This window comes from Variovorax sp. P5_A3, assembly GCF_056400665.1.
Genome location: NZ_JBFUKW010000038.1, coordinates 19,336 through 44,619, shown reverse-complemented (window position 1 = coordinate 44,619; position 25,284 = coordinate 19,336). Strand labels below are relative to the sequence as shown.

The 25,284-nt window shown below is 62.2% G+C and carries 25 protein-coding genes; 12 read left to right on the top strand and 13 right to left on the bottom strand.

Going from position 1 to position 25,284, the window contains the following annotated elements; all coding sequences use genetic code 11:
- Positions 1–2 precede the first annotated feature (2 nt).
- Together AC1D3B_RS33610 and AC1D3B_RS33605 are read left to right on the top strand one after the other, a co-directional pair.
- Positions 3–998, top strand: coding sequence for an acyltransferase family protein (locus AC1D3B_RS33610; RefSeq protein ID WP_478195005.1), 996 nt, complete (start codon positions 3–5; stop codon positions 996–998).
- A gap of 70 nt (positions 999–1,068) precedes the next feature.
- Positions 1,069–3,888, top strand: coding sequence for an ATP-binding protein (locus AC1D3B_RS33605; protein ID WP_478195004.1), 2,820 nt, complete (start codon positions 1,069–1,071; stop codon positions 3,886–3,888).
- A 57-nt stretch (positions 3,889–3,945) separates the two neighbouring features.
- On the opposite strand, the gene AC1D3B_RS33600 is transcribed toward AC1D3B_RS33605, so the two are convergent.
- The 8 genes from AC1D3B_RS33600 to AC1D3B_RS33565 all read right to left on the bottom strand — a co-directional run bounded on the left by AC1D3B_RS33600 (position 3,946) and on the right by AC1D3B_RS33565 (position 11,956).
- On the bottom strand, positions 3,946–4,653 hold the full coding sequence (locus AC1D3B_RS33600) for a tryptophan 2,3-dioxygenase family protein (RefSeq protein ID WP_478195003.1): 708 nt from the start codon (positions 4,651–4,653) through the stop codon (positions 3,946–3,948).
- Positions 4,650–5,768: an iron-containing alcohol dehydrogenase gene (locus AC1D3B_RS33595; protein ID WP_478195002.1), complete on the bottom strand. Its 1,119-nt coding sequence runs from the start codon at positions 5,766–5,768 to the stop codon at positions 4,650–4,652. Before AC1D3B_RS33595 ends, AC1D3B_RS33600 begins: the two co-directional genes overlap by 4 nt.
- Positions 5,769–5,884: 116 nt before the next feature.
- A complete protein-coding gene (locus AC1D3B_RS33590; RefSeq protein ID WP_478195001.1) occupies positions 5,885–6,796 on the bottom strand; it encodes a LysR substrate-binding domain-containing protein in 912 nt (303 codons plus the stop codon).
- A gap of 94 nt (positions 6,797–6,890) precedes the next feature.
- Entirely contained in the window at positions 6,891–7,526 is a 636-nt protein-coding gene (gene wrbA, locus AC1D3B_RS33585) for an NAD(P)H:quinone oxidoreductase (RefSeq protein ID WP_478195000.1), read from the bottom strand.
- Between the two features lie 148 nt (positions 7,527–7,674).
- Positions 7,675–8,625, bottom strand: coding sequence for a ring-cleaving dioxygenase (locus AC1D3B_RS33580; protein ID WP_478194999.1), 951 nt, complete (start codon positions 8,623–8,625; stop codon positions 7,675–7,677).
- 55 nt (positions 8,626–8,680) lie between these two features.
- Entirely contained in the window at positions 8,681–9,364 is a 684-nt protein-coding gene (locus AC1D3B_RS33575) for a nitroreductase (RefSeq protein ID WP_478194998.1), read from the bottom strand.
- Between the two features lie 295 nt (positions 9,365–9,659).
- The gene (locus AC1D3B_RS33570; protein WP_478194997.1) at positions 9,660–10,556 is read right to left on the bottom strand and encodes a tryptophan 2,3-dioxygenase; all 897 of its coding nucleotides are present in this window, start codon (positions 10,554–10,556) and stop codon (positions 9,660–9,662) included.
- A complete protein-coding gene (locus tag AC1D3B_RS33565) occupies positions 10,553–11,956 on the bottom strand; it encodes an amidase (RefSeq protein WP_478194996.1) in 1,404 nt (467 codons plus the stop codon). Before AC1D3B_RS33565 ends, AC1D3B_RS33570 begins: the two co-directional genes overlap by 4 nt.
- A 224-nt stretch (positions 11,957–12,180) precedes the next feature.
- On the opposite strand from AC1D3B_RS33565, the gene AC1D3B_RS33560 reads away from it, so the two are divergent.
- The 6 genes from AC1D3B_RS33560 to AC1D3B_RS33535 all read left to right on the top strand — a co-directional run bounded on the left by AC1D3B_RS33560 (position 12,181) and on the right by AC1D3B_RS33535 (position 17,849).
- Entirely contained in the window at positions 12,181–13,230 is a 1,050-nt protein-coding gene (locus AC1D3B_RS33560; RefSeq protein WP_478194995.1) for a glutathione S-transferase family protein, read from the top strand.
- A 148-nt stretch (positions 13,231–13,378) separates the two neighbouring features.
- Positions 13,379–14,404: a LysR family transcriptional regulator gene (locus AC1D3B_RS33555; RefSeq protein ID WP_478195013.1), complete on the top strand. Its 1,026-nt coding sequence runs from the start codon at positions 13,379–13,381 to the stop codon at positions 14,402–14,404.
- 157 nt (positions 14,405–14,561) lie between these two features.
- Positions 14,562–15,536 carry an alpha/beta fold hydrolase gene (locus AC1D3B_RS33550; RefSeq protein WP_478194994.1) on the top strand — a complete coding sequence of 325 codons (975 nt, stop codon included), beginning with the start codon at positions 14,562–14,564 and terminating at the stop codon, positions 15,534–15,536.
- 38 nt (positions 15,537–15,574) lie between these two features.
- A complete protein-coding gene (locus tag AC1D3B_RS33545) occupies positions 15,575–16,453 on the top strand; it encodes a hypothetical protein (RefSeq protein WP_478194993.1) in 879 nt (292 codons plus the stop codon).
- An 11-nt stretch (positions 16,454–16,464) separates the two neighbouring features.
- The gene (locus tag AC1D3B_RS33540) at positions 16,465–17,166 is read left to right on the top strand and encodes a dienelactone hydrolase family protein (protein WP_478194992.1); all 702 of its coding nucleotides are present in this window, start codon (positions 16,465–16,467) and stop codon (positions 17,164–17,166) included.
- A 47-nt stretch (positions 17,167–17,213) separates the two neighbouring features.
- On the top strand, positions 17,214–17,849 hold the full coding sequence (locus tag AC1D3B_RS33535) for a LuxR C-terminal-related transcriptional regulator (RefSeq protein ID WP_478194991.1): 636 nt from the start codon (positions 17,214–17,216) through the stop codon (positions 17,847–17,849).
- Positions 17,850–17,939: 90 nt separating this feature from the next.
- On the opposite strand, the gene AC1D3B_RS33530 is transcribed toward AC1D3B_RS33535, so the two are convergent.
- The 4 genes from AC1D3B_RS33530 to AC1D3B_RS33515 form a co-directional block, all read right to left on the bottom strand.
- Positions 17,940–18,311: a cupin domain-containing protein gene (locus AC1D3B_RS33530; protein ID WP_478195012.1), complete on the bottom strand. Its 372-nt coding sequence runs from the start codon at positions 18,309–18,311 to the stop codon at positions 17,940–17,942.
- 92 nt (positions 18,312–18,403) lie between these two features.
- The gene (locus AC1D3B_RS33525) at positions 18,404–18,862 is read right to left on the bottom strand and encodes a carboxymuconolactone decarboxylase family protein (protein WP_478194990.1); all 459 of its coding nucleotides are present in this window, start codon (positions 18,860–18,862) and stop codon (positions 18,404–18,406) included.
- 88 nt (positions 18,863–18,950) lie between these two features.
- Positions 18,951–19,841 carry a sigma factor gene (locus tag AC1D3B_RS33520; RefSeq protein WP_478194989.1) on the bottom strand — a complete coding sequence of 297 codons (891 nt, stop codon included), beginning with the start codon at positions 19,839–19,841 and terminating at the stop codon, positions 18,951–18,953.
- Between the two features lie 6 nt (positions 19,842–19,847).
- Positions 19,848–20,441: an SDR family oxidoreductase gene (locus tag AC1D3B_RS33515; protein ID WP_478194988.1), complete on the bottom strand. Its 594-nt coding sequence runs from the start codon at positions 20,439–20,441 to the stop codon at positions 19,848–19,850.
- Positions 20,442–20,803: 362 nt separating this feature from the next.
- Between AC1D3B_RS33515 and AC1D3B_RS33510 the strand changes: the two genes are divergently transcribed.
- Positions 20,804–21,412, top strand: coding sequence for a glutathione S-transferase family protein (locus tag AC1D3B_RS33510; protein WP_478194987.1), 609 nt, complete (start codon positions 20,804–20,806; stop codon positions 21,410–21,412).
- Here the strand turns inward: AC1D3B_RS33510 and AC1D3B_RS33505 are convergent.
- Entirely contained in the window at positions 21,366–22,331 is a 966-nt protein-coding gene (locus tag AC1D3B_RS33505) for an RNA polymerase sigma-70 factor (protein WP_478194986.1), read from the bottom strand. The genes AC1D3B_RS33510 and AC1D3B_RS33505 overlap by 47 nt on opposite strands.
- A gap of 565 nt (positions 22,332–22,896) precedes the next feature.
- On the opposite strand from AC1D3B_RS33505, the gene AC1D3B_RS33500 reads away from it, so the two are divergent.
- Genes AC1D3B_RS33500 through AC1D3B_RS33490 form a run of 3 tightly spaced genes read left to right on the top strand, consistent with a single transcriptional unit; the run spans position 22,897 to position 25,263 of the window.
- Positions 22,897–23,397, top strand: coding sequence for a GMC oxidoreductase (locus AC1D3B_RS33500; protein ID WP_478194985.1), 501 nt, complete (start codon positions 22,897–22,899; stop codon positions 23,395–23,397).
- Positions 23,398–23,407: 10 nt separating this feature from the next.
- Positions 23,408–23,764, top strand: coding sequence for a c-type cytochrome (locus AC1D3B_RS33495; RefSeq protein WP_478194984.1), 357 nt, complete (start codon positions 23,408–23,410; stop codon positions 23,762–23,764).
- Between the two features lie 32 nt (positions 23,765–23,796).
- Entirely contained in the window at positions 23,797–25,263 is a 1,467-nt protein-coding gene (locus tag AC1D3B_RS33490; RefSeq protein ID WP_478194983.1) for a catalase, read from the top strand.
- Positions 25,264–25,284: the final 21 nt, after the last annotated feature.

The following is a 25,284-nucleotide window of genomic DNA, read 5'->3' as shown; positions in this document are numbered from 1 at the left end:
CCATGCGCTACAACCCGGCGCTCGACGGTGTTCGGGCCCTGTCCATCCTCGCGGTCCTGTTTTTTCACTGTGGCGTGCCGGGCGCCGGCGGTGGGTTCGTCGGGCTGGACGTATTCTTCATCCTCTCCGGCTACCTCATCACGTCGCTGCTCGCGACGGAGTACCGCAGCGGCGGCATCCAGATCGGGCGCTTCTACGCACGGCGAGCCCTTCGGCTTTTTCCGACTTTGCTGTTGGTGGTGGTGGCCTACGTCGCGCTGGCGCCCGTGCTTTGGCCATCCGAGGATCGATGGTTGTCCGCCGGCCTCGCCGGGTTGTACATCTATGACTATGCGTTGGCCTTCTACCAGGTGCCCTACACGATCGGCCACACCTGGTCGCTCGGTGTCGAGGAGAAGTTCTATCTGCTGTGGCCTCTTCTGCTTCCGTTCCTGTTGCGAAGGCGACACCCGGTCGCCTGGCTTCTGGCGGGTTTTCTTGCAGTAACCGCGTGGCGGTATTACGTGGCCATGACCTGGCCGTGGCCGCAGGCCTACTTCCGTTTCGACACGCGCATGAGCGGCATAGTGCTTGGGGCGATTGCCGCACTGACGGGCTTGAAGGTCTCCAGGTTAGCGGTCGTCGTCGCATGCGTGGCGCTTGCGGTCCTCGTCGCGCTACCGTCACTCCCGAGGATCTATCAGACGGAGGCGGTGACATTGCGCATCACGTTGGCAGAACTCTCCGCCTTCGTGCTGGTATGCCACGCCGCGGAGCACAGCAATTCCTCAGTCCTCGCGTCACGCCCCTTGGTCTACGTCGGCAGGCTGTCCTATGGCGTCTACCTCTGGCATTTTCCTTTCGCCGTGTGGGTGCGTGACTCCCAGCCTTGGTGGATCACGCTGAGTACCACGGTCGCCTTCTCTTTCACGATGGCCGCGCTCTGTCTGCACTTGGTGGACGGGCCAATCAAGCGATGGCGCCAGAAGGCGCTGCCGCTGGTCCACAGCGCCACCTGACCTGCGCCGGCAGCCACTGCCGGGGATTCCGAAGGTGCACCCCTCCAAAGGATGACCTTAAGATCCCCTCATGAAAATCGCCGAGGAGGCATCCGACACCCACTGGCTCTTCGGGTCTTTCGTCGTCTGGGAGACGCAGCGCCGGCTCGAACGCTCCGGACAGGCAGTGCGCCTGGGGCCGCGATCGTTCGACCTGTTGCTCCAGCTGATCAAGCGAGCCGGTGAGTTCGTTGGCAAGGAAGAACTACTCTCCACGGTCTGGGCCGGCGTCGTGGTCGAGGAGGCCAGTGTGCGAGTCCACATGTCCACGCTTCGCAAGGCCCTGGGCGAACCGGATGATGGCGACGGGTGCGAGGAATGGATCACCAACGTTGCGCTGCGCGGCTATCGATTCAACGGCCGGGTCCGGCGCGAGGCCATCGTCGACCCATCGATCGCCCTGGCGCCGCCGATTGCTCCTTCGTTCGCGAAGCTACCGGTAAGACTGACCGACCTTGTCGGACGCGAAACCGACGTCGAAGGCGTTCTCGCGTCGCTCGCCGATCACCGGCTGGTCACGATCGTCGGCACAGGGGGCATCGGCAAGACCAGCGTCGCAATTCGTGCCGCAGAGAGCCACCAACTCAAGCACGGCACCACGATCGCTTTCGTCGACCTTGCGCCACTGATTTCCCAGGACCACGTGCTCGGCACCATCGCGCGTTCGCTGGGGGCGCCGGCCGACATGCCCGATGTCGTCCAGGCCATCCATCGGTGCCTGACAGGGCGAGACGTGCTTGTGCTGATCGACAACTGCGAGCACGTCGCGGATTCACTCGCGTTGGCGATCAACGGATTGCTCTCGACATTGCCCAGTTTGCGTGTCCTGGCGACCAGCCGCGAGGCGCTGCGCGTGACCGGAGAGTACGTGCTTCGGCTGTCACCGCTCGCGGTTCCCGATGCAGAGTCTGACACGCTCGCGGAAGCGTTGTGCTGGCCCTCGGTCAAGCTGCTCGTCGAGCGGGCCAAGGCTGCGGGGGCCGGCGTGTTCAACGATTCACATGGTCGTTTGCTCGCGAGGATCTCGCGGCAGCTCGATGGCATACCACTCGCCATCGAACTGGTGGCCGCGCGGCTTGGCGTCCAGTCCGTCGGGGATCTCGCGCTCCGGCTGGATGATCACCTTCGGCTTTCCTCCGTCGGCAACAGGGCTGCTCCACCGCGGCATCGCTCGCTTGCGGCGGCGCTCGACTGGAGCATTGCCCTGCTGAGCGAGGTGGAACTGCGGCTGTTCCGGCGGCTGTCTGTCTTCCGGGGCCGCTTCGACGTCGAATCCGCGCTCAGCGTGACTGCCGGCGATACGGATCCAGAGGTGGCGTTCGATGCGCTGATCTCGCTGGCCAACCAGTCACTGGTTTTCTTCGATGGCAGCGACGCCATTGCACCTTATCGCTTGCTGGACACGACCAGAAGCTATGCTGCCGCGCTGTTGGCGCAGAACGAAGAAAGTCCGGTGTTGCTGCGCCGCTATTCGCTGTTCATGCTCGACCTCATGAAAGCGGCGACGGCGGATCTGCCGAAACTCTCCGAGCAGGCATGGGGCGACCAGTATGCGTTCCGCCTGGATGATGTGCGCTTCGCGCTCGAGGTCTGCCTGGCGCGGCAACCCGACGCGAAGACGGCCGCTTCGCTTGTCATTTCGTCCGCGCCCTTGTGGTTTCACGTATCGCAGGTCGCGGAGTATCGCGACAGGATTGCGGCTGCGCTCGAATTGATCGACCGGCAGCCCGAGCCGGACACGGAGACAGCCACTTGGTTGAGTACCGCCCTGACCAGTGCCCTTCTTCATACGGGAGGCTCGATTCCGGAACTGAATGCCGCCTGCGACCGCGCACTCGCCGGAGCGCTGGTGGTCAACGTGCGCGTGCTGGAGGTGCAAGCCCGCTGGGGCAAGTGCACGCATGACATGTTTCGCGGCGAGCATTCGATGGCGCTAAGGGAGGCCGAGAAGCTGATGACGGTCGCGCAATGCTGGTCCGAGCCGGCAGCCCTCAATCTCTCCCACCGCGTGATGGCGATGGCGAGTCATTTCTGCGGCAAGTTCGACGCGTCGAGGCAGCATAGCGAAGCGGCGATCCGCACTGGCGGCGGCCTTGGACTTACGCGGGCCAGCATGGTCGGGGTGGACGTTCTCGTCGCGGCGAACGCCATGCTTTGCCGGACACTCTGGGTGCAAGGGAAGACGGCGAAGGCGCTGGAGTCGGCCAGCGAGGCCGTAGCGCGCGCGGAAGCCGCCGGAAACGCGGTGTCCCTGTGCGCCGGGTTGTACGGGGCTTGCGCTGTCGCCCTGTGGTCAGGCGAACTGGAGCTTGCCCGCAAGTGGGTTCCCATGATGAAGGATGCCGCGCAGCGAAGGGGGCTCGTGGGCTGGCTCCGCTATGCCGAATGGTTCTTCCAGGGCCTACTGCTCGAGAGCGCGGAGGATCGAAGCCTCTACATCCGTGAAGTGTCCGATCGGCTCGCCACTTATGACGCGCCGCGCAGGGAGATGCTGGTGACCTTCTGCGCCGACTGGGTCGACGACGAGATGATCGCGCGCGTTTCCGGCGGGGAGGGCTTGTGGAGCGCGTCGGAGGTATGGCGAGCCGCCGGCGGGCGCGCCGAACGGCGCGGCACGCCCGATGAAGCCGAGGTCTTCTACCTCCGGGCCATCGAGACCTCCAGGCAGCAGGGCGCGATGGGTTGGGAACTTCGAGCGGCGCTGAGTCTGGCGAGGATGTGGGCGAGCCAGGGTCGACCCGAACAAGCGGTGAAACTGCTGGACGAGACTTGCGCGCGCTCCACCCCCGACAACAAGAACGCCGCGCAAGCGGAGGCCGACGAGTTGCGCAAGCAACTCTCGCCCTACTAAAAAAGCCGGGTTTTGTTCCATGCGGAGGCGGAGTTCATACGCGGCGGGGCGCGCGCGTCACTCCGAGGGCGGACGTGCGGGTGACACGGCTCCATTGAACCCGCGCGCCGACCAGAGTTCGGGAAAGGGGAGTTCATCCATTGCTGGCGCCAACGATGCGTGACGTGTTGCCATGCGTTCGCGATAGGTCCAGGCCGAAAAGGCTTCAGCTATCTCCGCGAGCGTGTCGCCGAGTAGCTGGAGGGAAGGGTCCGGGAACGGATCCTCATGGATGTCACGCCAGATCTGCTCGATATCCTGGTTAGGGACATAGGGGGTGCTCGGATCGCGTTCAAGCAGATGTTCCGGCACGGTCATCCCGGTGCGGCTGAAATAAGCCAGGACGTCGTCGTAGAGGCTGGGTTCGACGAGCGCAGCGTTCGCCTGCTCGACGCCCAGCAGGCACACAAGGTGACGATAGCTCCGACCTTGAAGGGGAGTTGCGTCTCCGAGCCTCGCGGAAACTTGCGAAGTCATCGCGAGCAATCCCTTCGGCTTCATCCATGCGATCGAGCGCCACGTAGCGTTCAGCGGTTCGAAATGAGCGACAACGCGCTTGAGCGTTCGCGTCGCTTCGGCGAGGTTGTCGACGCGCAGTTGCTGCTGAGCGGCCTGAAGTTCCCTGGCGATCAGCATCCACCAGAGTTCGGACACCTGGGCTGCGACGATAAAGCCGAATTCGCCCGAGCGGTCGATGAGGGCCTGCTGAAAGTTTTCGTGCTTCACCACAGGCTTTCCAGCAGCGCGTCGAGCTTCGCCGTCGCGCCGTGACCAAGATCCGCAACTTCGTTGGGGTAGTTCTTCTTGAGCAGTGTGGCGACTTCGGGAAGTCTGGCCTTATCAAGATCGAACGCATCGACACGATCTGGCAGGCCCAGCGCGTTCACCACGCCTGAGATCCTGCCGGCAAGCCGCGCCGCGACATCTTCCTCGCCAGGATGCGCGGAAAAGACTTCGAGCTTGTCACCATAGAAATCCGCGCAGGCCCGGATGACAGGCGCGAGGGTGATGCAAGACGTCGCGCTGTGGGGCAGCCCGTAGGTGCCGCCGAGGATGTGTCCGATCCGGTGGCTGAGTCCGTAGATGACCGATGCGGGAGAAAAGTAGCACTGCCACGCGGCCAGTTGAAGTTGCAAAAGGTCGTTGGTCGTCACCAGGCCCTTGTCGATTGCCTCGCGCGTCTGCATCGTCTTGGGCCATTTCTCGAGAACACGGAGAAATCGGGCGACCCCACTCGCGGCCATGATTGCATGCGGATGCTCCTTGGTCACCTTGCGCATACCCTCGACTGCGTGATCCATGCCCTTGATCGCCGAGGACAGGAGCAGCGCGCGCGGCGTGTCGAGCACGAGCACGGGGTCGACCACGACGACCTTCGGGGTGGTCTCACGAACGGCGTAACTGCGCTTGAACTTCTGTGCGCCGTCGGTCTCGGTGATACCAAAGTAGTGCGAGAACTCCGAACCGGACAGTGTCGTGGGCATCGCCGCGATCGGCAGGAAGCGGCCGGTCTTCTCATGATGCAGATGGGACACCGCCTTCGCCGCGTCGAGCACGGATCCGCCACCGAGGGCGATGATGGACTCCGCACCGGCATGCAAGCACGCATCGAGTCCTTGCTGCACGGCGATGTCAGGGACGTGTGCAGGCAGATCCGTGAAGCTGCCGACGCCCTGCTTCACGTTCGGCTGCACGTGGGTCTGGTTCAGCTTTGCCAACGGCTCCACGGTGAAGGTGATCGCGCGGCAGATCCCGTAGTCCCCGAGCCGCGCCACGGTGCTTTGCAGGATGTGCTCGCCCCAGAAGACTCCGTCTTGCGGCAAGCAGTTGTATTGGTTCATTTCGATCGACCTTTCCGATGACTGAATCGAAAAGATAGACCCTCGGCTTTCCTCTCACAAGCCGTCGAAATTCAAACGCAGCGTCCATGTCGGTGGACGACCGAGGTCCGGGAGCGCTACGGCCCGTCGAATGCCGTGATGACAGGAATCTCGACGGCCAGGAAGTCAACCAACGAACGTACGGCTGGCAGCAATCCTGTGCGGAAGGGAATCAGCGCGGACATGCGAGCGTCCGCAGCCACCCAGTCGGGCAACAACTGTCGCAGGCTGCCGCTTTGCAGTTCCGATCTGCAGATGTAGCCGGGCAGTGCGGCGATCCCGAGGTTGGCGCAAGCTGCTTCCTTGAGCGCGACCATGTTGTTGCTCTGGAATCTGGGGTCGATGGGCATGACGACTTCCGCGCCGTCAGGCCCTTGCAATTGCCACTGCAAAGGTCCGTTGCGCACCATCGAAATGGTGGCGTGTTTCGCAAGATCCTCGGGACGCTCGGGCACGCCTATCTGGTCCAGGTACTTCGGTCCGGCGAAGAGATACCAAGGTACGTGGGCGATCGCCCGCTGCACCAGCGTCGAGTCCTGCAGTGGTGTCGTGTGACCGCGTATCGCGAGGTCAAAGCCTTCGCCGACGATGTCCACGTAGCGATCGGTCGCGATTTCGATGATGTGGACCTTCGGGTGCCGGTTGAGAAAGATAGGCAGAAGATCCCGAAGCGCGAACTGGGCAATTTCAACGGCTGTTGTCAGGCGAATCACGCCGCTGGGCTCGGTCAACCTCTGTCGGACCGCCTCCTCGGCAGCCTCCGCACTCTGGAGCGTCGCGATGGCGTACTGATAGAACTCCTTGCCAATGTCGGTCATTCCGAATTGGCGGGAGGTCCTGTTGAGGAGGCGAACGCCGAGGGACGCCTCGAGTTCCTGTACGCGGTGACTCAATGTCGACTTGGGCAGGCGAAGGCTCACGCCGGCGGCCGTGAATCCGCCGCGGTCGACGACCTGCACGAAGTAGTAGACATCCTTCAGATCCAGCATGTGAGCCCTGATGAGAAGTGGCGCGAGGCTGCAGCATGATGCCGGAAGGGCGAGGCGGTCAATGGACCGCCCCGTTCAACGTCCCTGAATTCGCTCAGGACACGGCCTCGAGTTCGCGCTCGCTGGCGCTTGCCAAGGCCTGTGCGACCGATGCGACGCGTCGCCCCTGAAAGTTCGCCACCGCCAGGTGGTCCGCGTCGGGCATCACGGAATCCTGATGCGATACATGGGTTGCACCGTAGGGCGTACCGGCCCTGAACATCGCGGCGTCGGCATATCCCAGCGGCACGATGATCAGGCCAAGGTGCGCCATCGGTCCGTAGATCGACAGCAGCGTGGACTCGTTGCCGCCATGCTTCGACGAGGTCGAGCCGAACACCGACCCAACCTTGCCGTTGAGCTTGCCCTGGAACCAGAGGCCACCGAGCCCGTCGATGTAGGCCTTCAGCTCCGCGGAGATCGATCCGAAGCGCGTCGGCGTTCCGAAGACGATTGCATCGGCCCATTCGGCGTCTGCCTCCGTCGGGGCTTCGTACTTCGCATTCATCTCGGTGGCGCGCTCCGACCAGCCGGGCGATTGGCGCATGACTTCGTGGCTCACGAATTCCCGGGCGCGACGAAGCCGGACTTCGGCACCCTCCGAAATGGCACCTTCCGCGACGGCTTTGGCCAGCAGCTCGGTCGAACTGTTGCGGGAATAGAAGGCGATGAGGACTTTTGGTTTTGACATGGAATAGACCTTGGTTGAGGTGGAACGAGTTCCTTCCCGGTACTCGTCGGCCGCGTCCGTGCAGACCCGCGGGCGTCCGATACCGGGGAGATACAGCTTTCAAAGCGACGCGTGCCGCACCAGTGCGGCGAGCGTGGCGGTGATGAGTTCAGACCGCGATCGGCTCCAGGCGGCTGAGGAGTTCGTGCTTGCGCTCGCGCAGCCACGGCGGGAGTTGGAACTCCGCGCCGAAGTGACCGGGCTCTTCGTCTATGGCGAAGCCGATGTCGGTCGTGGCCGCCTCGAACATCACGCCACCAGGCATCTTGAAATACATCGAGCGGAAGTAGTTGCGATTGACGGACTCGGAGGTGTCGATGTGGCCCATCGACATCAGCTTTTCCTTGATGATCATTTGCTGTTCGACGTTGTCCACCGCGAAGGCAACGTGATGGATCGTGCCTTCGCCGTAGATCGAGGACCCTTGCAGCCGGTCGGGCTCGTGCAGGAACTCGACGACCGTACCGGGCGTGCCGTCGGCGGTCTCAAAACGGTGGTAACGACCCGACTCGCCGGCGTAGCGGAATTCCAGGGCGTCCTGCATGAAGATGATGGACTCGGCCACCTCGCGAAGCGACAACGTAATGCTGTGTACGCCGCGGATCGCGAACTCCTGTGGAATGTCGCTGGCCGAGCAGGGCGGGCGAGAGTCCCTGTCCGACGCGACGAGGTCGAACTCGATGCCGCAGGGATGCTGGAAGCGCTGCCGCCGTTCGCCGAAGCGCTCCACCACGTCCCTGTCGAACACGATGCCTTTGGCGCTGAAGCGCTCACGCCAGAAATCCAGAGAGTCCCTGGGCACGGAATAGTTGATCACCTTGATCTGACCTGATCCGCGTCGTCCCTTCACGCCCTTCTGTTTGAAGGGGAACGAGGTCACCAGTGTGCCGGCGTCGCCATCGGCATTGCCGTAGTAGAGGTGGTAGACGGGGTCCTCGCCGTCGAGGAGGACTGTCTTCTTGACGAGACTCTGTCCCAGAAGCTTGACGTAAAAGTCCACATCTTCCTGTGCGCCGCTGACGCAGGCGGTCAGGTGATGGAAGCCTTTGATGATTGACATGGAAATTTCCTGTAGATGATGAAGCGGGTGTCGGATGACTTCTCGGATGCCTGTGCTACGCGTCGATGAAAGAGGTGAAGTCATCCATCTGTACCTTTTGCAGGGTCATCTGGTTCTCGGGCAGGCTGTTGTCTGCCCAGCCGAGCGACATACCGGCAATGACCATCTCGTCTTCGGGAATGCCAAGCTCGGTGCGCAGCACGGGATACTGCAGAGACCAGATTTGTTGGGGACAGGTATCGAGCCCTCTGCCCTTGGCGGCCAGCATGATGCTCTGCAGGAAGCAGCCGTAGCAAATGAAGCTCGCCCACTCGAGGCGTCGGTCCATCGTGAAGATGATGCCGACCGGTGCATCGAAGAAGAGAAACTGCCGTTCGACATCACGCATGCGCCCAGTCTTGTCGCTGCGATGAACGCCTTGCGCGTCGCCGAGCTGGCCGCGGAATGTGTTGAAGCGGGTCGAGTACGGGTCGTGAAGCGGCTGCGGGAAGAAGGGATATTCGGGTGCCAGCTTCTCGGGCCCGGCACGAAACGCCGCCACGGCTGCCGAGGTCACGCGTTCGCGCGCGCTGCCCGTCACGACATAGCAGCGCCAGGGCTGCGTGTTGCTCGAACTCGGTGCGTACTTCGCTGTGGAAAGTATTTCCCTGACTGTTTCGAGCGCAACGGGTCGATCGAGGAAGCCTCGCTTGGTCCGTCGCTCTCGAATCAGGTCATCAATGAACGGGTTTGCAGTCATTTCGTAATCCTCGATCCGTGGGTTCGCTGACATGGTGTGCTCCTCGTGTGTGTGACGCCTTGATGAACGCAGGGAAATCGTAGGGACGCAGTGATCGGTTGAGAAGGCGGCAATGCTTGTACGCAGGGTTTCGGATTGCCGAACGATCCTTGCTCGAATCCACCTTAGGCATCAGCGGCAGCATCCGCAGCGGACATTGGGTCTGCCCCGCCCTCTCTCTTTCGAGGGGGGCTTGCTCCAATCGTCGCCGGACCTTGCCCACGCGAAGGGGCTTCTTCCTCCGCGCACCGCGCCGCTATCTTCCTTGACTGGCCATATGCGGGCACACCGGCGGAGGATCGCCGATGAAGGTGCGGGCCGACCAGAGCTCTGGGAATGGAATTTCGTTCATCGTGGGAACGAGCCAAGCAACACCTTCAGTGCCGAAGTAGGCAGGCCGCGCGCCGAAGGTCCGGCGCGTCGCCATCAAGTGGCGATGCTTCCAGGCGCTGAATCCTTCAGCGATGTCGGCGAGCGTTTCGCCGAGTTGCTGGAGTTCGGCATTCTTCCCCGGATCCGCGTAGATGTCGCGCCAGACCTGTTCGACTTCCTTGCTGGGCTGGTACGGCGCGCTCAGGTCGCGTTCGAGCAGTGCTTTCGGCACGTCCATGCCGCTGCGCCTGAGATAGGCGAGTACGTCGTCATAGAGGCTCGGCTCCGAGAGGGCTCTGCTGAGTTGCGCCCAGCGCTGGGGTTGTGGCTTGAAGTGCTCCAGGTGCTGTGCCTGCTTGATCCCCAGCAGGTAGACCATCTGCCGATAGGTCCAACCCTGGAGTGCGGTGTCCTTGCCATAGGTGGCCACGGCGCGCGAAAGAATGGACAGCAGGTCGGTAGGCGTCATCCAGTCGATCGAGCGCCAGATGGCCTGCAGCGGCTCGTGGTGGGCGACCACGCGTCGCAAGGTACGGTGGGCCTGGAACAGGTCGCCGGCGCGTAGGAACATCTGAGCGGCCTGGATCTCCTTGATGATGAGCATCCAGTAGAGCTCCGACACTTGCACATGGGTGATCCATGAATGCTCTCCAGGATGATCGCTGACCGTGCGCTGCAGCGAATGCAGGGCGTCCGTCTGCATCCACGCGCTGTAAGGCGTCTGTCCGCTCGCCTGGCTGGTCGGCGCGTGGCTCTCGAGGCTCGTAGGGGTGTTGCTCATCGTGGTGCTCCTGGTTGTGTTGACGTGGGTTGTTTGACTGGTGGCCGGGCGCCAAGGATCAACTCCATCTGCTGCGCAATTTGCAGGAGCGCGCCGTCCTGGCCGGGCCTGGCCACGATCTGCAGCGATGCAGGAAGCGAGGAGTCGGAGCAGGCCAGGGGAATCGAGATCGAGGGGAATCCCGAAACGTTGAAGGGGGCGGTGTAGGTCATCAACGCCTCGCGGACGGTGCCGGTCCATCGGCCGATGGTTGCCGACTGCGCGCCAGCAAGTGGTGCCGCGCAGGGGCAGGTCGGCAGGACAAGGTAGTCGATCGCGAACATCACCTCGTGCAGGCTCGCTGCAAAGCGCCTTCGGATCTGCTGCGCCCGCGCGTAGTCGCGAAGAACGACGGACTTTGCGTGTTCCAGCCGCTCGATCGTCTCCGGGCTGTAGTGCGTGATGATCCGGGCCCACTCATTTCTCCTGAGGTGCTCGATGGCTCCTTCGGTCAGGACAATGCTCGCGAAGGCCTCGTAGACGGAATCGAAGAGGCTCTGTGCATTGACTTGCTCGCACGCGAATACTTCGTCGAGACACTCGATGGCGTCGTCGAATGCCAATGCAATTTCGGGACTCAGTGGAACCGGCGGAATCTCGCGCAAGACGCCGAGTCGCGCGGAGACCCACGCATCGTTGCCGGGAGCCTCGATATGGAAGGCGCTCGCGAGGATGCCGACGTCTTCAACGCGCTGTCCAAGGAGGCCGGGGTGATCCAGCGTCGGCGCCAATGGGAATACGCCGCGCGTGGATAGCGTGCCGATCGTCGGCTTGAAGCCGACGACACCGCACAGCGCGGCGGGAATCCGGACGGAGCCACCCGTGTCGGTGCCCAGCCCGGCCGCGACTGACCCGTAGGCAATGGCGGCAGCCGCCCCGCCACTGGATCCACCAGGAATTCGAGTTCGGTCCAGAGGATTCAGCGCGTCACCGAACACGGTGCTGGAAGTCGTCACGCCCCACGCGAATTCATGGGTGGTTGTCTTGCCGATGGGAATGGCGCCTTGCTCGACCAGCGATCTCACGACGTCGGCATCGGCGGTGGGGATGTGGCCGAGATAGGCGGCCGAGCCGTAGCGGGTTTCGACGTCCTTCGTGTCGATCAGATCCTTGACGCCGAAGGGCAGCCCTTCGAGCGGCCGCTGCCTGCCTTGCGCGATTCGAAGATCGCTGTCCGCGGCGGCTGTCAAGGCGCGGTCCCAGGCGATAACCGAGAAGGCATTGACGCTTCGCTTGCAGTCTCCCGCCGATTCGAGCGCTTGCTCCGTCAACTCGACAGCGGTCGTGCGTCGCGCGGCAAGGGCGTCGGCAGCCTCTCGAAGGCCTGGGGCCCGCATGGGTGAATGACAGGTGTTGCTCATGGGTGGGTTTAGCGATCAAGGCGTATCTCTGGCGCAAAAAGATATGCCATCCACCGACCGTTGTGTTCCGTTCATTCCGGGACACAGCGTTCATGAACGTGGACGATCGACGGAGCAAGAGATCGTTCGCCTTACTCGGACCCAGCGTGCAAGGAGTGCCAACTTCTCAAAGGTCGCAGGCGAACCTAGAGTGCCCTTCGACCACCCTGAATGGAGTACCTGTCATGAATACAACCCAGATTGAAGCTATAGCGAGTGATCAGTCGTTGACGACGATGGCGGCTGCCGCTCGCGCCACCATGGCGGACCCTGCCCGCTCATCCATCGTGGGCGGCGACGACAATCCGCGCTTTGAGCTGTTCCATGCGGCGAGTTCCCTGTGTTCGCAGAAGGCGAGGACGGTTCTCCATGAGAAGCAGTTGTCCTATCGCTCGAACGACATGGTCATCCTGGGTTCGATGGGCGCGGAAGGGCTTGTCCCCGCCGAGCATTACAGCCCGGCATACGTGCGTCTTCGGCTGATCGCCGGCAGGGAGCTGGGCCGGGAGTTCGTCTCCAGCTACAGCGGTCGAACGTCGGTCGAGACAGAAGGCTTTGACCCGTGTGTCGTGCCGCTGCTCGTCGATCACCAGGCTGGTCGCGTGATTGCAGATTCCTTGCGGATCTGCTGCTATCTCGATGCCGTGTCGCGCGAGCCGATTCAGCTTGTTCCGGATGACCCCGATGATGTCGCGGAGGTGATGCGCCAAGTGGGAATTGTCGACAGGATTCCCAACACGGCGTTGCTGTACGGCTTTCATCCGGATGCCGACAGGCGACCGGAGCCGCTCAGGTCGACGATGGCAACCGTGTATGAGCACAAGATCATGGCGTTGGAGGCAATGATCGCTGCCAGTGCCGGTGAGCCCGAGTTGGTCGCCGCATATCGCGCCAAGATGGCGAAGGAGAGCGGCGGCCTGAGGATGCGTTACGAGGCGTCGTTCCAGCGCGCCGCTCGCGACCATGCGGCGGACCTCCTGAAAGACCTCGATCTCGTCATGGAGGGGCAATCAACCTACTTGAACGGCGCCTCGTTCACGCTTGCGGACGCCGTCTGGGGTGTAAACCTGGTTCGCATGGCGTATCTGGGCCTGGCGCCTATGTGGGATGGGCTTCCCAACGTCGCTCGCTACTTCAATCTTCTCGTCGAGCGGCCTTCCTTGCGCAAAGAAGCGATCCAAGCCTCGATCGACAGTTTGCCACGCTCGGATGCCATGGGTGCCCTCTTGCGCTAAAGCCGAAGCGACCTGCTGCAAAGGATGGTCATAACAAGCCTTGACAGGCATTAACTGGTCTTTGCGAACCTGGGCGAGCAGAGTAGCCGTACCGATTTGTATCGCGAAACGAACTCTCTGCCTCCTTTCCAACCAAGGAGCTGCCCACATGACATCCTCTTCCGCCGTCTACCCTGCACCCACTCCGCTATCACCGCGCGCGGATCCCCTGGCATCCAGCTTCGCCACGACCTACGCCGGCGTTGTCGCCTTCATTGCGGTCGTCACCGAAGGCAGTTTTGCCCGGGCTGCCGACCGTCTCGGCATCGGTCGCTCGGCGGTGAGCCGCAGCGTCCAGAAGCTCGAAGACCAGTTGAACGTCCGCCTTTTTCTTCGGACCACGCGAAGCACGAAGCTGACCCGTGAAGGCGATCTCTTCTACGCCAACTGCCACACCGGGGTCGACCGAATCGTTCAGGCCGTCGAAGAAATGCGGGATCTGCGCGAGGGACCTCCTCGCGGGCATCTGCGCATCAGTTCACCGGTCGGATTCGGTCGGAAGGTTGTCGCGCCGCTGCTCGGGGAGTTTCGTGCCGTCTACCCGGACGTGTCAATCGATCTCGTCCTCGACGACAAGCCGACCGATTTCATCTCGGACCGCGTAGACATTGCGTTTCGCAACGGCCGTATGGAGGACGCCCAGATCATCGCAAAGCAGATCATTCCCATGCAGGTGCTGGTCTGCGCTTCGCCCGAATACCGGGATGCTCACGGGTTGCCCGAAACGGTAGATGACTTGCTCCATCACAGGTGCATCAACTTCCGCTTCGGATCTGGTCGGATCTTCGAGTGGGAGTTCAAGGTGGATGGCCAGGCGCGCAAGTTCCTGCCGCAAGCAAATGTCACCTACAACGACCCCGACCTGGTGTTGCAGGCCGTGCTTGACGGCCACGGCATTGCCCAGATGGCGGGGTACCTGGTCTGCGATCAACTCCGCTCCGGTGCCCTTGTTCCGTGCCTTCTGCGGAATGCGCCCGATGACCGCGGTCACTACATCTGCTACTTGAGCCGGCAACACCTGCCTTCGCGTATGCGAGTCTTCATCGACTTCATGACCACCAGGATCAGGGCGTCCGACCTTCAGTGCGCAACGGACTTCGGCGTGACGGCCGGAGTACCGGGAGCCAGGGTCTGAAGACGACTATTGGTGCACCCGCAGCAACAGCATGAGTCCTGTTGCGGATCTACAGGCATCGGCAGCCCGAACCTACGATTTGCGCCATGGGCCGACATCGCCAATCCCACGAGGAGGCGTCCGCCGATACATCATTTACGTCAGACAGGAACCGCTCATGAACACCCCGCAAAACCCATTGCGTCGCAACCTCATTGCGACCGGAGCCGCAGCCGTTGCCACCAGCACGCTTGCATTCGGCCTTCACGACGCAGCTGGCGCCGCAACCCAGCAACACACCACCCAATCCGAACGGAGCTCAAAGATGGCCAGCAGCACTATCACCATCAAGGACGGCACGCAGATCTACTACAAGGACTGGGGCGACGGTCCCGTGGTCACGTTCTCGCACGGCTGGCCGCTCAACGCCGATGCGTGGGACGGACAGATGCACTTCCTCGCCCGCAACGGCTTCCGCGTCATCGCCCACGACCGCCGCGGTCATGGCCGATCGACCCAGTCGTCGTCGAACAACGACATGAACGGCTATGCCGATGACCTGGCAGCGCTCTTCGACGCGCTCGACCTGAAAAGGGTCGCCATGGTTGGCCATTCCACTGGCGGCGGCGAGGTCGCCCGCTACATCGGCCGCCACGGCACGAAGCGAGTGGCCAAGGCCGTGCTGATCGGGGCCGTGCCGCCGATCATGGTGAAGTCCGCAGCCAACCCTGAAGGCCTCCCCCTCGAGGTCTTCGACGGCATTCGCGCCGGTGTCGCGGCCGACCGCTCCCAGTACTACAAGGATCTGGCGATGGCGTTCTACGGCGCCAACCGCCCGGGCGCGAAGGTGTCGCAGGGTATCCTCGATCAGTTCTGGCTCTGGAGCATGCAAAGCGGCCAGAAGAACGCCTACGAGTGCATCAAGGCCTTCTCCGAGACTGACTTCACGGAGGATCTGAAGAAGTTCGATGTGCCCACGCTGGTGATGCATGGCGAAGACGATCAGATCGTGCCGGTCCACGACTCCGCGAAGAAGTCCGCGCGTCTCATCAAGGGCGCGAAGGAAATCTACTACCCCGGCGCGCCCCACGGTCTCACCGCGACGCTCCAGGACAAGGTCAACGCAGATCTTCTCGCGTTCCTGCGGAGCTGAGGCATGCAAATGGCCGGATGCCACATGACTGTCGCGCCATGCTGAAGCTGTTGCTGCAGACTACGATCGAGGGTGACCCGGACGACTGGAACGTCGATCGATTCAGTCGCCTACGCTCGTTCCTTTCCGAATTGCAGACCCAGGAGGGCGAGCCCGCATTTCGGGTGGAGGCTCGCAATCGGACAAGGCGTGGCGAACCGGACCCCGTTTTATCGAATCTTGACTATTCGGATTTCGACCAACTCTGGCTTCTCGCCGTGGATGTCGGTGACGGCCTGACTTCCGAGGACTGCCAGGCCATCAGCCGCTTTCGACGTCAGGGTGGCGGGCTATTGGTCACGCGCGACCACATGGACCTGGGTTGTTCGATCTGCGACCTGGATGGTGTCGGTGCCGCACACCACTTTCACAGTCATAACCAGGAACCCGACGAGAGTCGTCGCTGTCTCGACAACCCCTTTTTGGCAAACATCTCGTGGCCTAACTATCACTCAGGTGCCAACGGCGACTTCCAGCGAGTGCAGCCCGTCGGAAGCATTCATCCGGTAATGCGAGACAGGAACTCGCCGACCGGCGTGATCCAGTATCTGCCCTCTCATCCGCATGAAGGCGCCGTGAGTGCTCCGCCGGACGATTCGACCGCACGGGTTGTCATGGAGGGAAAGAGCTCGGTGACAGGTCGGCGCTTCAACTTGTCGGTGGCGTTCGAACGTGCCGGGAAAGGTGGCCGGGCGATCGCGCAGTCGACCTTTCATCACTTCGCCGACTACAACTGGGATCCGTCGACAGGCTGCCCGTCATTCGTGAGCGAGGCCCCCGGCGACGGCATCGTCAAATTCCCGGAGGCGCTTCGCTCGACCCAACAGTACGTCCGGAACGTCGCAATCTGGCTAGGCGCCCGAAACCAGATTCCGTGATGGAGAAGACCATGAACAATCAGATTCCTATCGGCACATCCGACGGCACTTTCATGGCGTATGTCGCGCGTCCACAGGTGATACCAGCACCTGCGGCCGTCGTCGTCCATGAAGTCTTCGGCGTCAATGCAGACCTGCGACAGTCTTGCGACGAGCTTGCGGCACGAGGCTATCTCGCGATCTGCCCCGACCTCTTCTGGCGGACGGACCCGGGTATCAGCATGACCGATCGAACCGAAGCTGAGCGGGCGAAGGCATTGGCGCTGTACATGGCGTTCGACTCCGATGCCGGTGTGAGCGATATCGCGGCCACGATTGACGCAGTTCGCGTGATGCCGGACTCCACCGGTAAGGTTGGCCTAGTGGGTTACTGTCTCGGCGGCCTCATGACCTACCTGACGACCGCACGGGTGGGTGCGGACGTTGCGGTGACCTACTACCCCGGCAACGCCGACAAATATCTCGACGAAGCAGTTGAAGTAACAAGTCCGTTGATCGTCCATCTCGCGGAAGAAGACGAGTACATCTCGAAGGATGCGCAGCAACAGATCTTGGCCGCACTGAAGGGCAGTCCGTGTGTTCAGGTTTATCGCTACCCGGGTTGCAAGCATGCATTTGCTCGCCATGGCGGCATCAGTTTCGACGCATCGGCGGCGGCACTTGCCAATGGCAGGACCGATGCATTCCTTGCGCAGTATCTGAAGACGGGCTAAGCGCCCGTGAAAGCGATGGACTGGACCGCGCAGCAACAGGAGCGACCATGAATCAGGCGTCGCGTCACATATCTGTCCGCATTTGTCATGACGAGCCATTGCTTGCCGCGGGGCTGCTTGCGCTGATCGAGCAAGCGCCTGGCATCGAGGCGGGCTACTTCAGACGCGATGGTGATCGTGACTTCGATGTCGTTGTGACGGACCTTCCGAATGGACTTGCACTTCTCGCGTCCAGGGGAGCGGCACACAGTTGGCCCAGGATCATCGTCATCACACGCCAGGCCTGCGAGGGCGATGTGATGAACGCGCTTGAAAGCGGGGCGCACGGATATCTCCTGCAGAGCTCCGATGCGGGAGAGTTGATCGACGCGATCCGACACGTCGCACGGGGTGGTGCACGCTACCTGTGTAGTGATGCAACGGCGCTGGTCGCCAGCGGTGTTCTACCAGCGAAGCTCACGGCGCGGGAGAGCGAGGTACTTCGCCTGCTGGTGCAAGGCGATCGCAACAAGGGAATTGCACGCCAACTCGATATCTCGACACACACCGTGAAGGCGCATGTATCGACCCTCTGCAACAAGCTTGACGCGATGTCGCGCACGCAGGTGGCGATCAAGGCGAGAGGACTAGGGCTTGTGCGAGTGGATGTCGGCTCGATTTCGGGCTGGATCGAGACGGAGTGACGTCAGAGCCTCCGTTGAGGAGCGCCCTGCCTAACTCGGTAGCCGGCCCAGAATCTGGTGAGCTGGGCTGGGGGCGGTGAGCAGTTCGGGCTACTTCACCGGGATGAAGAAATCAGCGCCCTTGTCTTTGATAAGTGTCACGATGAACTTGGCGGGTTGAGTGCTGCTCGCATTGCGCCCGACCGTATGGACATCGTTGAGTCCTTCGTAGAAGGACTGCCCCTTGGTCAGCGTGACCTCCTTTCCGCCCTTGACGCCCATCACGATGGAACCTTCCAGGACGTAGACAAGCGCGTGCGCATCATGCCGATGCACCGGGTCCACCGCGCCGGGTGGATAGTCTACGCTGATCATCAAAACCTCTTTGCCCGGAATGTTGGGTAGGTCACGCGTCATCAGCGGTGTGACGACGGCTTCCGGCGCTGCGCCAGCTTGCTGCGCGAGCACGATGCCGCATGCCATCAACAGGTATCTTCCAGATTTCCAGATGGACATCTTTTCTCCTTGAGAGGCCCCGTTAATCAGGGCCGGGTTGCAGATCGTCGAGACGCCGGTCACTCGAGCGGCGCTTCGGACGGAGGCTGGCGCATGCCCACGGCCATCCGGTTCCAGGCATTGATCAGGGCGATCGTCCAACTCAGTTCGACGATTTCCTGCTCGCTGAACAGGTCCTTCAGCTTGTCAAATGCACCGTCCTGGTCTCCGTGTTGATCGGCGAGCCGGGTCATGGTTTCGGCCCAATTCAGCGCCGCGCGTTCGCGTTCGGAGTAGATGCCGACTTCGCGCCAGGTCGAGAGGCTGTTGATGCGCTGCCAGCTTTCTCCGTGCTTGCGCAGGTCTCGGGCGTGCATGTCGAGGCAGAACGCGCAGCCGTTGATCTGGGAAACACGGGTCTGCACGAGCTCCATGAGAGCAAGGCCAAGGGTGGACTTGGCAATCGTGGCGTTGACACCTGCCAGGGCCTGGTAGGACTTCGATGTGATCTGGGTCCAGGGGAGTCGAGCTTGGTTCATGATGGTTCCTTGTTGAGGTTGAGGTTAGGGTTGATCGGATTCGCTCACAGAAGACGTTTGACGGCGTCCCGTTGTGACAGGCCCTCCGTCAGGGGGCGCTTAACATTGAGGAAAGGCGGGCCAGCTTCTCGGGATTGCACTGGGCATGAATGCGCACGATGCGTGCGCCGTCCGTCTCCAGAGACTGGGCGGATTCCAGGACGCCGTCGATGAATCGCAGAAGCCTCCACTCGCCGTTGATTGGCGCCAGCCGAATGCGCAGCAAGCTCCCGTAACGCTTGCGGGTGGCAACATAGAGGCGCGCGATGCGGTCGCTTCCGCGCAAGGGCCTTCTGACGCGTTGGGCGTTACTGCTGCGGTAGCCGACCAGTTCTGCGTCTTCTGTCAGCATCGCCTTCAGCATCGCAATGTCCCCTCGCTCCGATGCTGCCGCGAAGCCACGCAAAAGGCGGAGGTGCCGCGTCCTCACGACCATGGAGCGGGTGTGCTTCTCCAGGAGCTGAAGCTTGGCGCAATGGACCAGTTGGCGACAGGCAGGCTCGCTTGTTGCCAGCGTGATTGCCACTTCGCCGAAGTCCGCACCGAATACCTCTGTCATGAGGAACGCTGCCCGCGCCTTGGGCGACAGATGGTCGAGCAGAGTGAGAAAGGCGATCGTGATGTTCTCGACGTTCTCGCATACCTGATCGGTCGAAGGGGGCATGTCACCGAAGAGGGGCGTGGGCAGCCAAGATCTCGAAAATTGCGCGGTCTCGGCCCGCACTGTCTGCAGGCGGCGGACCGCCAGGCGCGTCGTCACCAAAGCCAGCCAATCCTCGGCGTGGTCCCGCACATGGTGCTCAGCTTCCTGCCAGCGAAGCCAGGCGCCCTGAACCACATCTTCCGCTTCTGCGGTGGAGCCGAGCATCCGGAATGCGATGCCATGCAGACTGGGGCGCAGGCGGTTGAAGGTGTGAGAGGAGTCGTAAGAATGAGTCATGGTCGCCTACCGTTTCTGCGCCGGGCGGCCGAGCCAATCCGCGAAGGCAATCTTGCCGAGTCGAGGGTTCTTTCCTGGGGTGAGAGACACATCGTTCAAGGCGGCACCAAAGTAGAGGGCATCTGGATCGATAGTCACCCTGCGAGCATCCTTTGTCGCGCGCAGGTACTGTCCGACGAACTTGTCGAGGCCCATCAACACAGGGCCAGCGATCTCGATCACCCTGTTCGTGGCCACCTGGGTAGCAATCTCTGCCAGCGATTCCGCAACGTCCTCGGCTGCGATGGGCTGGACAAGGGCTGGTGACACGCGGACCCTGTCCCCTTCAGTGTTGGCGTCGGCGATATCTCCGACAAACTCGAAGAATTGCGTTGCACGCACGATGGTGTAGGCCACGAGCGCTGCCTTGATCCGCTTCTCCTGGGCCAGCTTGGCGCGGAAATAGCCGCTCGCGAAAAGGCGCTCCGTGCCCACGATCGACAGCGCCACATGGTGGCGGACGCCGGCAACCTGTCCTGCTGCCAGAAGGTCGCGACTCGAAGTCTCGAAGAAGTTGATGACTTCGGCGTTCTCCGAGGAGCGCGAATCGGTGACGTCCACGGCGACCTTCGCGCCTGACAGGGTCTCGGACAGGCCTTGTCCGGTCATGGTGTTGACGCCGTTGGAGGGCGACGCGGCGACGCGGCGACGACGTGGCGGCGGTTTGGGGGGTGCATTTGTGACAGGTCTGCATCAAGCGGTCCTTGAACACGTCCGTCAGGCCGTGGGTTGATAGTTCAAGCTTAGGAATGCCCGGCTCGGAAGGCAGCGGCTGTTGGATTGAGAAATTCCTGTCTCTTTGAGGGGGGCGCTAGGGACGGTATGTCAAGAGTGGGCGACCACGCATTCGAACGGCGCTGTTCGTGTGCTGGGAAGTTGGTGGGAAAATCGTCGCAACGCCCAATCGATGATGGAGTCAACAGATGCTGCGCCTCTATGACAGTCGCTTGTCCGGAAACTCGTGGAAGGTGCGCATCCTGCTGAGCCAGCTTGGTCTTCCGTACGAGCGAATCACGCTCGATCTCGGCAAAGGCGATTCGCACCGCCCCGAATTTCGCAAGTTAAGTCGCTTCGCACGCGTCCCCGTTCTGGAACTCGAGAACGGTCAGACGATCGTCGAGTCGGCGGCGATCCTGCTCTATCTTGCGCAAGGCACGCCCTACCTGCCTGACGATCCCCACGTCCGAGCGGAAGTCACGAGTTGGCTGTTCTTTGAACAGGCCGACTTGCAAAAGGCGATTGCCATACCGCGCGTCTGGCATCTGTACGGCCTCGCCGGTGACAGGCAGCTTGAGGTTCAGCGTTTTCACGCGGACGGGTATCCGGCACTCGAGAAGCTGGATCAATGGCTGCTCGAGCGAACGTGGCTGGTCGGCGATAGCTACACGATTGCAGACACCGCGGTCTTTGCCTACGTGTCGCTGGCTACGGAAGGCGGCTACGAAATGGAGCGCTTCGCCTCCATTCGCGAATGGATCCAGCGAGTCAGGCAGCAGCCTGCATGGGTGGAACTGATACCGGACGCCCGCTGAGCCGCGAGTCCAGCCAGACCAGCTTTTCGGGATTCCGTTGCGCCTGGATGCGGTGAATTCGGACGCCGTCGGTTTCAAACGCCTGTGCCGATTCCAGGACGCCACCGATAAAGCGCAGCATTCCCCATTCGCCGTTGATCGGCGAAACCTGTGTGCGCAACGCCCTGCCGTAGCGTCGGCTGTTTGCAAAGTAGAGCTGCGCGATGCGTTCACCGCCTTTAAGCGGCGCGCTGAAACTTGGAACCTTGCCGCCTCCATCTCCGATGAACTCGGCGTTGTCCTCCAGCAGCGACTTCATCGACATGAAGTCTCCGCGCTGCAGCGCGCCGGCGAAGTCTTCCACAAGACGCAGATGGGCTTCCGGGGACACTGCGAAGCGCTTGCGCTTCTCCGAGATTTGAGTCTTGGCGCGACGCACGAGCTGGCGGCACGCAGCTTCGCTCTTGCCCAAGGTGCGGGCGATCTCGCCGTAGTCCGTGTCAAACACCTCTCGCATCAGGAATGCGGCGCGCGCGTCCGGCGCAAGTCGCTCCAGTACTGTGAGGAGGGCGATCGAGATGTTTTCCACCTGCTCCAGCATCATTTCCGGCGAAGGGGACGAGTCGGGGGTGAGCGGCTCGGGCAGCCAGATGCCAACGTAGCGTTCTCGCTGGACTTTGGCCGCACGCAGCCTGTCGATCGCCAGACGTGTGGTCACCGACACCAGCCACGCCTCAGAGTTGTCAACCGCGCTGGCGGCCGCCTCACGCCAGCGCATCCAGACGTCCTGGACGATGTCTTCCGCCTCCTCATGCGAGCCGAGCATGCGGTACGCGATGCCTTGAAGTCGCGGGCGCAGGCCTGCGAACATTGTGTCGTCGCCGTCTGCGTCGTTCGTGACTCCCGGCTCGCCTTCGTGGGATGACAGGGAATTGATCATCGGCCTTGCTCCTCTGGTTGGCCGTCGTGGGCGACGGTTTGATCGGTCCAGGACTGCTGATGCATGGAGGGTACGAACGCAAGGATGCACGGGCAGCCGCTTTTGGCGGGAGGGAAATCTGTCCAGTTTTGGGGGGGCAGCGTCGTACATGAGCGATTGATTCCGATTGCTCAACACGGTGCATCGCTGGTTCGATCTACCGAACAGCGAGGTCGATCAATAGCATGAGGACCGTCGCAGTGACCGCAGCGCATTGCGCGCGAGTTGCCCACGCAGCGTTCACCCCACGTAGAAAGACTCTGATGTCCACGAATGATTCACAGCCGCCCGCGCGACGCGTCTTCCTGCGTCGGGTAGGCGGCGCATCCGGTGCTGCACTGGCGATCCCGTCGCTGCTCGGTGGCCTGGCGGTATCGCCCGCGTCGGCGCAAGACGCGGGCTCCCCCGAGGACGAAAAGTCCCAGCGTCCTACCTATCTGTCGCTGGGCCGGCAGGAAGCTGCGTGCGTCGAGGCCTTGGTCAACGTGATGTGTCCGTCCGATGCTCTGACGCCGAGCGGCGTCGCTTGCGGAAGCAGGCCAATGCTGATTGGTACGCGCACGCCTTCAACGTCGCGGTCCATGGCAGCAACTATCCGCACCGCGAAAACGACCCGGATCTTGATCCGACCTACCGCGACGCCTACGGCATGCCGCTGGTACGCATGACTTTCAATTTCCACGAGAACGACTATCGGATGAGCGAGTACGTCACGAGCAAGGCCGCCGAGATTGCGCGTGCGATGGGTGCCACGGCGGTAGGCACGCCGCAACCGAGACGAGGCGACTTCGACGCCAGGCAATACCAGACAACTCACACCACGGGAGGAACGATCATGGATGTCGATCCCTCCACGAGCGTGGTGTCGCCACGGCTGCAGCATTGGGACGCCCAGAACCTTTTCGTGGTCGGTGCGTCGATCTACCCGCACAACGCCGGCTACAACCCGACCGGACCGCTCGCAGCTCTGGCGCTACGCCTGGGCGATGATCTCGTGCGGTATGCCAGGCAGCCGCGGATGTTGTGAGGAAGCTGCGATGCGAACCATACTTCTTTCCGTCTGCGCAGCGGCCCTCGTGAACCTGGCTCATGCGCAGCAGCCCGTCGAACCTCCCAAGACATGGCTGACATGCGCGGCATGCCATGCGGCGCAGGGTTCGGCTGCGATCGGTCCGTCGCTCAGCGGCGTGCTGGGCCGGAAGGCCGGCTCGGTGCCGGGCTTTGGCTACAGCCGCGCGATGAAGGGCTCCGACATCACCTGGGACGAAAAGTCGCTGACGGCCTTTCTGAGTGATCCGCAGCAAGTCGTGCCAGGCAATCGGATGCCCTTTGCAGGCGTTCCCGACCCGGTCCAAGTGGCGGAACTCGTCAAGTACCTCGCGACGCTGCGCTAGCCGCTCACCGCCTTTTTCAACAGTCAATCATCATGACCAAGCTGACGCATGCGAACGGCGCCCCCGTCGTCGACAACTTCAACATCATCACCGCGGGCGACAGAGGCCCGGCGCTTCTTCAGGACATATGGCTCATCGAGAAGCTCGCGCACTTCGATCGCGAAGTCATCCCCGAGCGGCGCATGCATGCCAAGGGATCGGGTGCGTTCGGAAGCTTTACGCTCACGCACGACGTCACGGCTTACTCGAAGGCAAGAATGTTTGCCGAGGTCGGCAAGAAGACCGAAGCGTTCGTTCGCTTCTCCACTGTGGCGGGAGAGCGCGGGGCTGCCGACGCCGAGCGTGACATCCGCGGCTTCGCGGTCAGGTTCTACACCGAAGAGGGAAACTGGGACGTCGTGGGTAACAACACGCCCGTGTTCTTCATGCGCGACCCATTGCGATTCCCTGACCTCAATCACGCCGTCAAGCGCGATCCGCGGAGCAACCTGCGCAGCGCGCAGAACAACTGGGATTTCTGGACCTTGCTTCCAGAGGCGCTCCACCAGGTCACCATCATCATGAGCGATCGAGGATTGCCCGATGGTTACCGCTTCATGCATGGATTCGGCAGCCACACCTTCAGCCTCATCAATGCCCGCAACGAACGCCATTGGGTCAAGTTCCACTTTCGCAGCCAGCAGGGAATCCGGAACCTGACGGACCAGCAGGCTGCTGCTATCGTGGCGCAGGACCGCGAGAGCGCGCAGCGCGACCTGCTCGCGGCTATCGACGCTGGAAACTTTCCGAGATGGACGCTGTGTATTCAGGTCATGACCGAAGCCCAAGCGGAACGCAGCCCCTTCAACCCCTTCGACCTGACCAAGATCTGGCCGCATGCGGATTACCCATTGCAGGAGGTCGGCGTGCTGGAGCTGAACCGCAATCCTGCCAACTACTTTGCTGATGTCGAGCAAGCCGCATTCACACCGGCGAACATCGTGCCGGGAGTCAGCTTCTCGCCGGACAAGATGCTGCAGGCGCGGCTCTTCAGTTACGGCGACGCGCAACGCTACCGTTTGGGCGTGAACGCGCAACAAATCCCCGTGAACGCGCCGCGGTGCCCGTTCCATAGCTTCCAGCGCGACGGCCGCATGCGTGTGGACGGCAACCACGGCGCAGTTCCCGGGTATGTCCCGAACAGCCTCGGCGAATGGGCAGACAGCCCTCAACTTGCAGAGCCTCCGCTGCCGTTGAGCGGCACGGCGAAGCACTGGGACCATCGCGCGGATGAAGACTACTACTCGCAACCGGGCGCGCTGTTCAGGCTGCTCTCGTCGGAAGCGCGGCAGCGGCTCTTTGACAACACGGCGCGATCACTCACCGGAACGACCGAGGCAATCAAACAGCGGCATGTGCGCAACTGCTCACTCGCTGATCCCGAATACGGCACCGGCGTCGCCGCCGCTCTGGAGAGGCAGGCACTGGCGAGCCTTAACGGCATGCTCAACTTCATCTGACGGTTGCCGACCTCTTTGCCT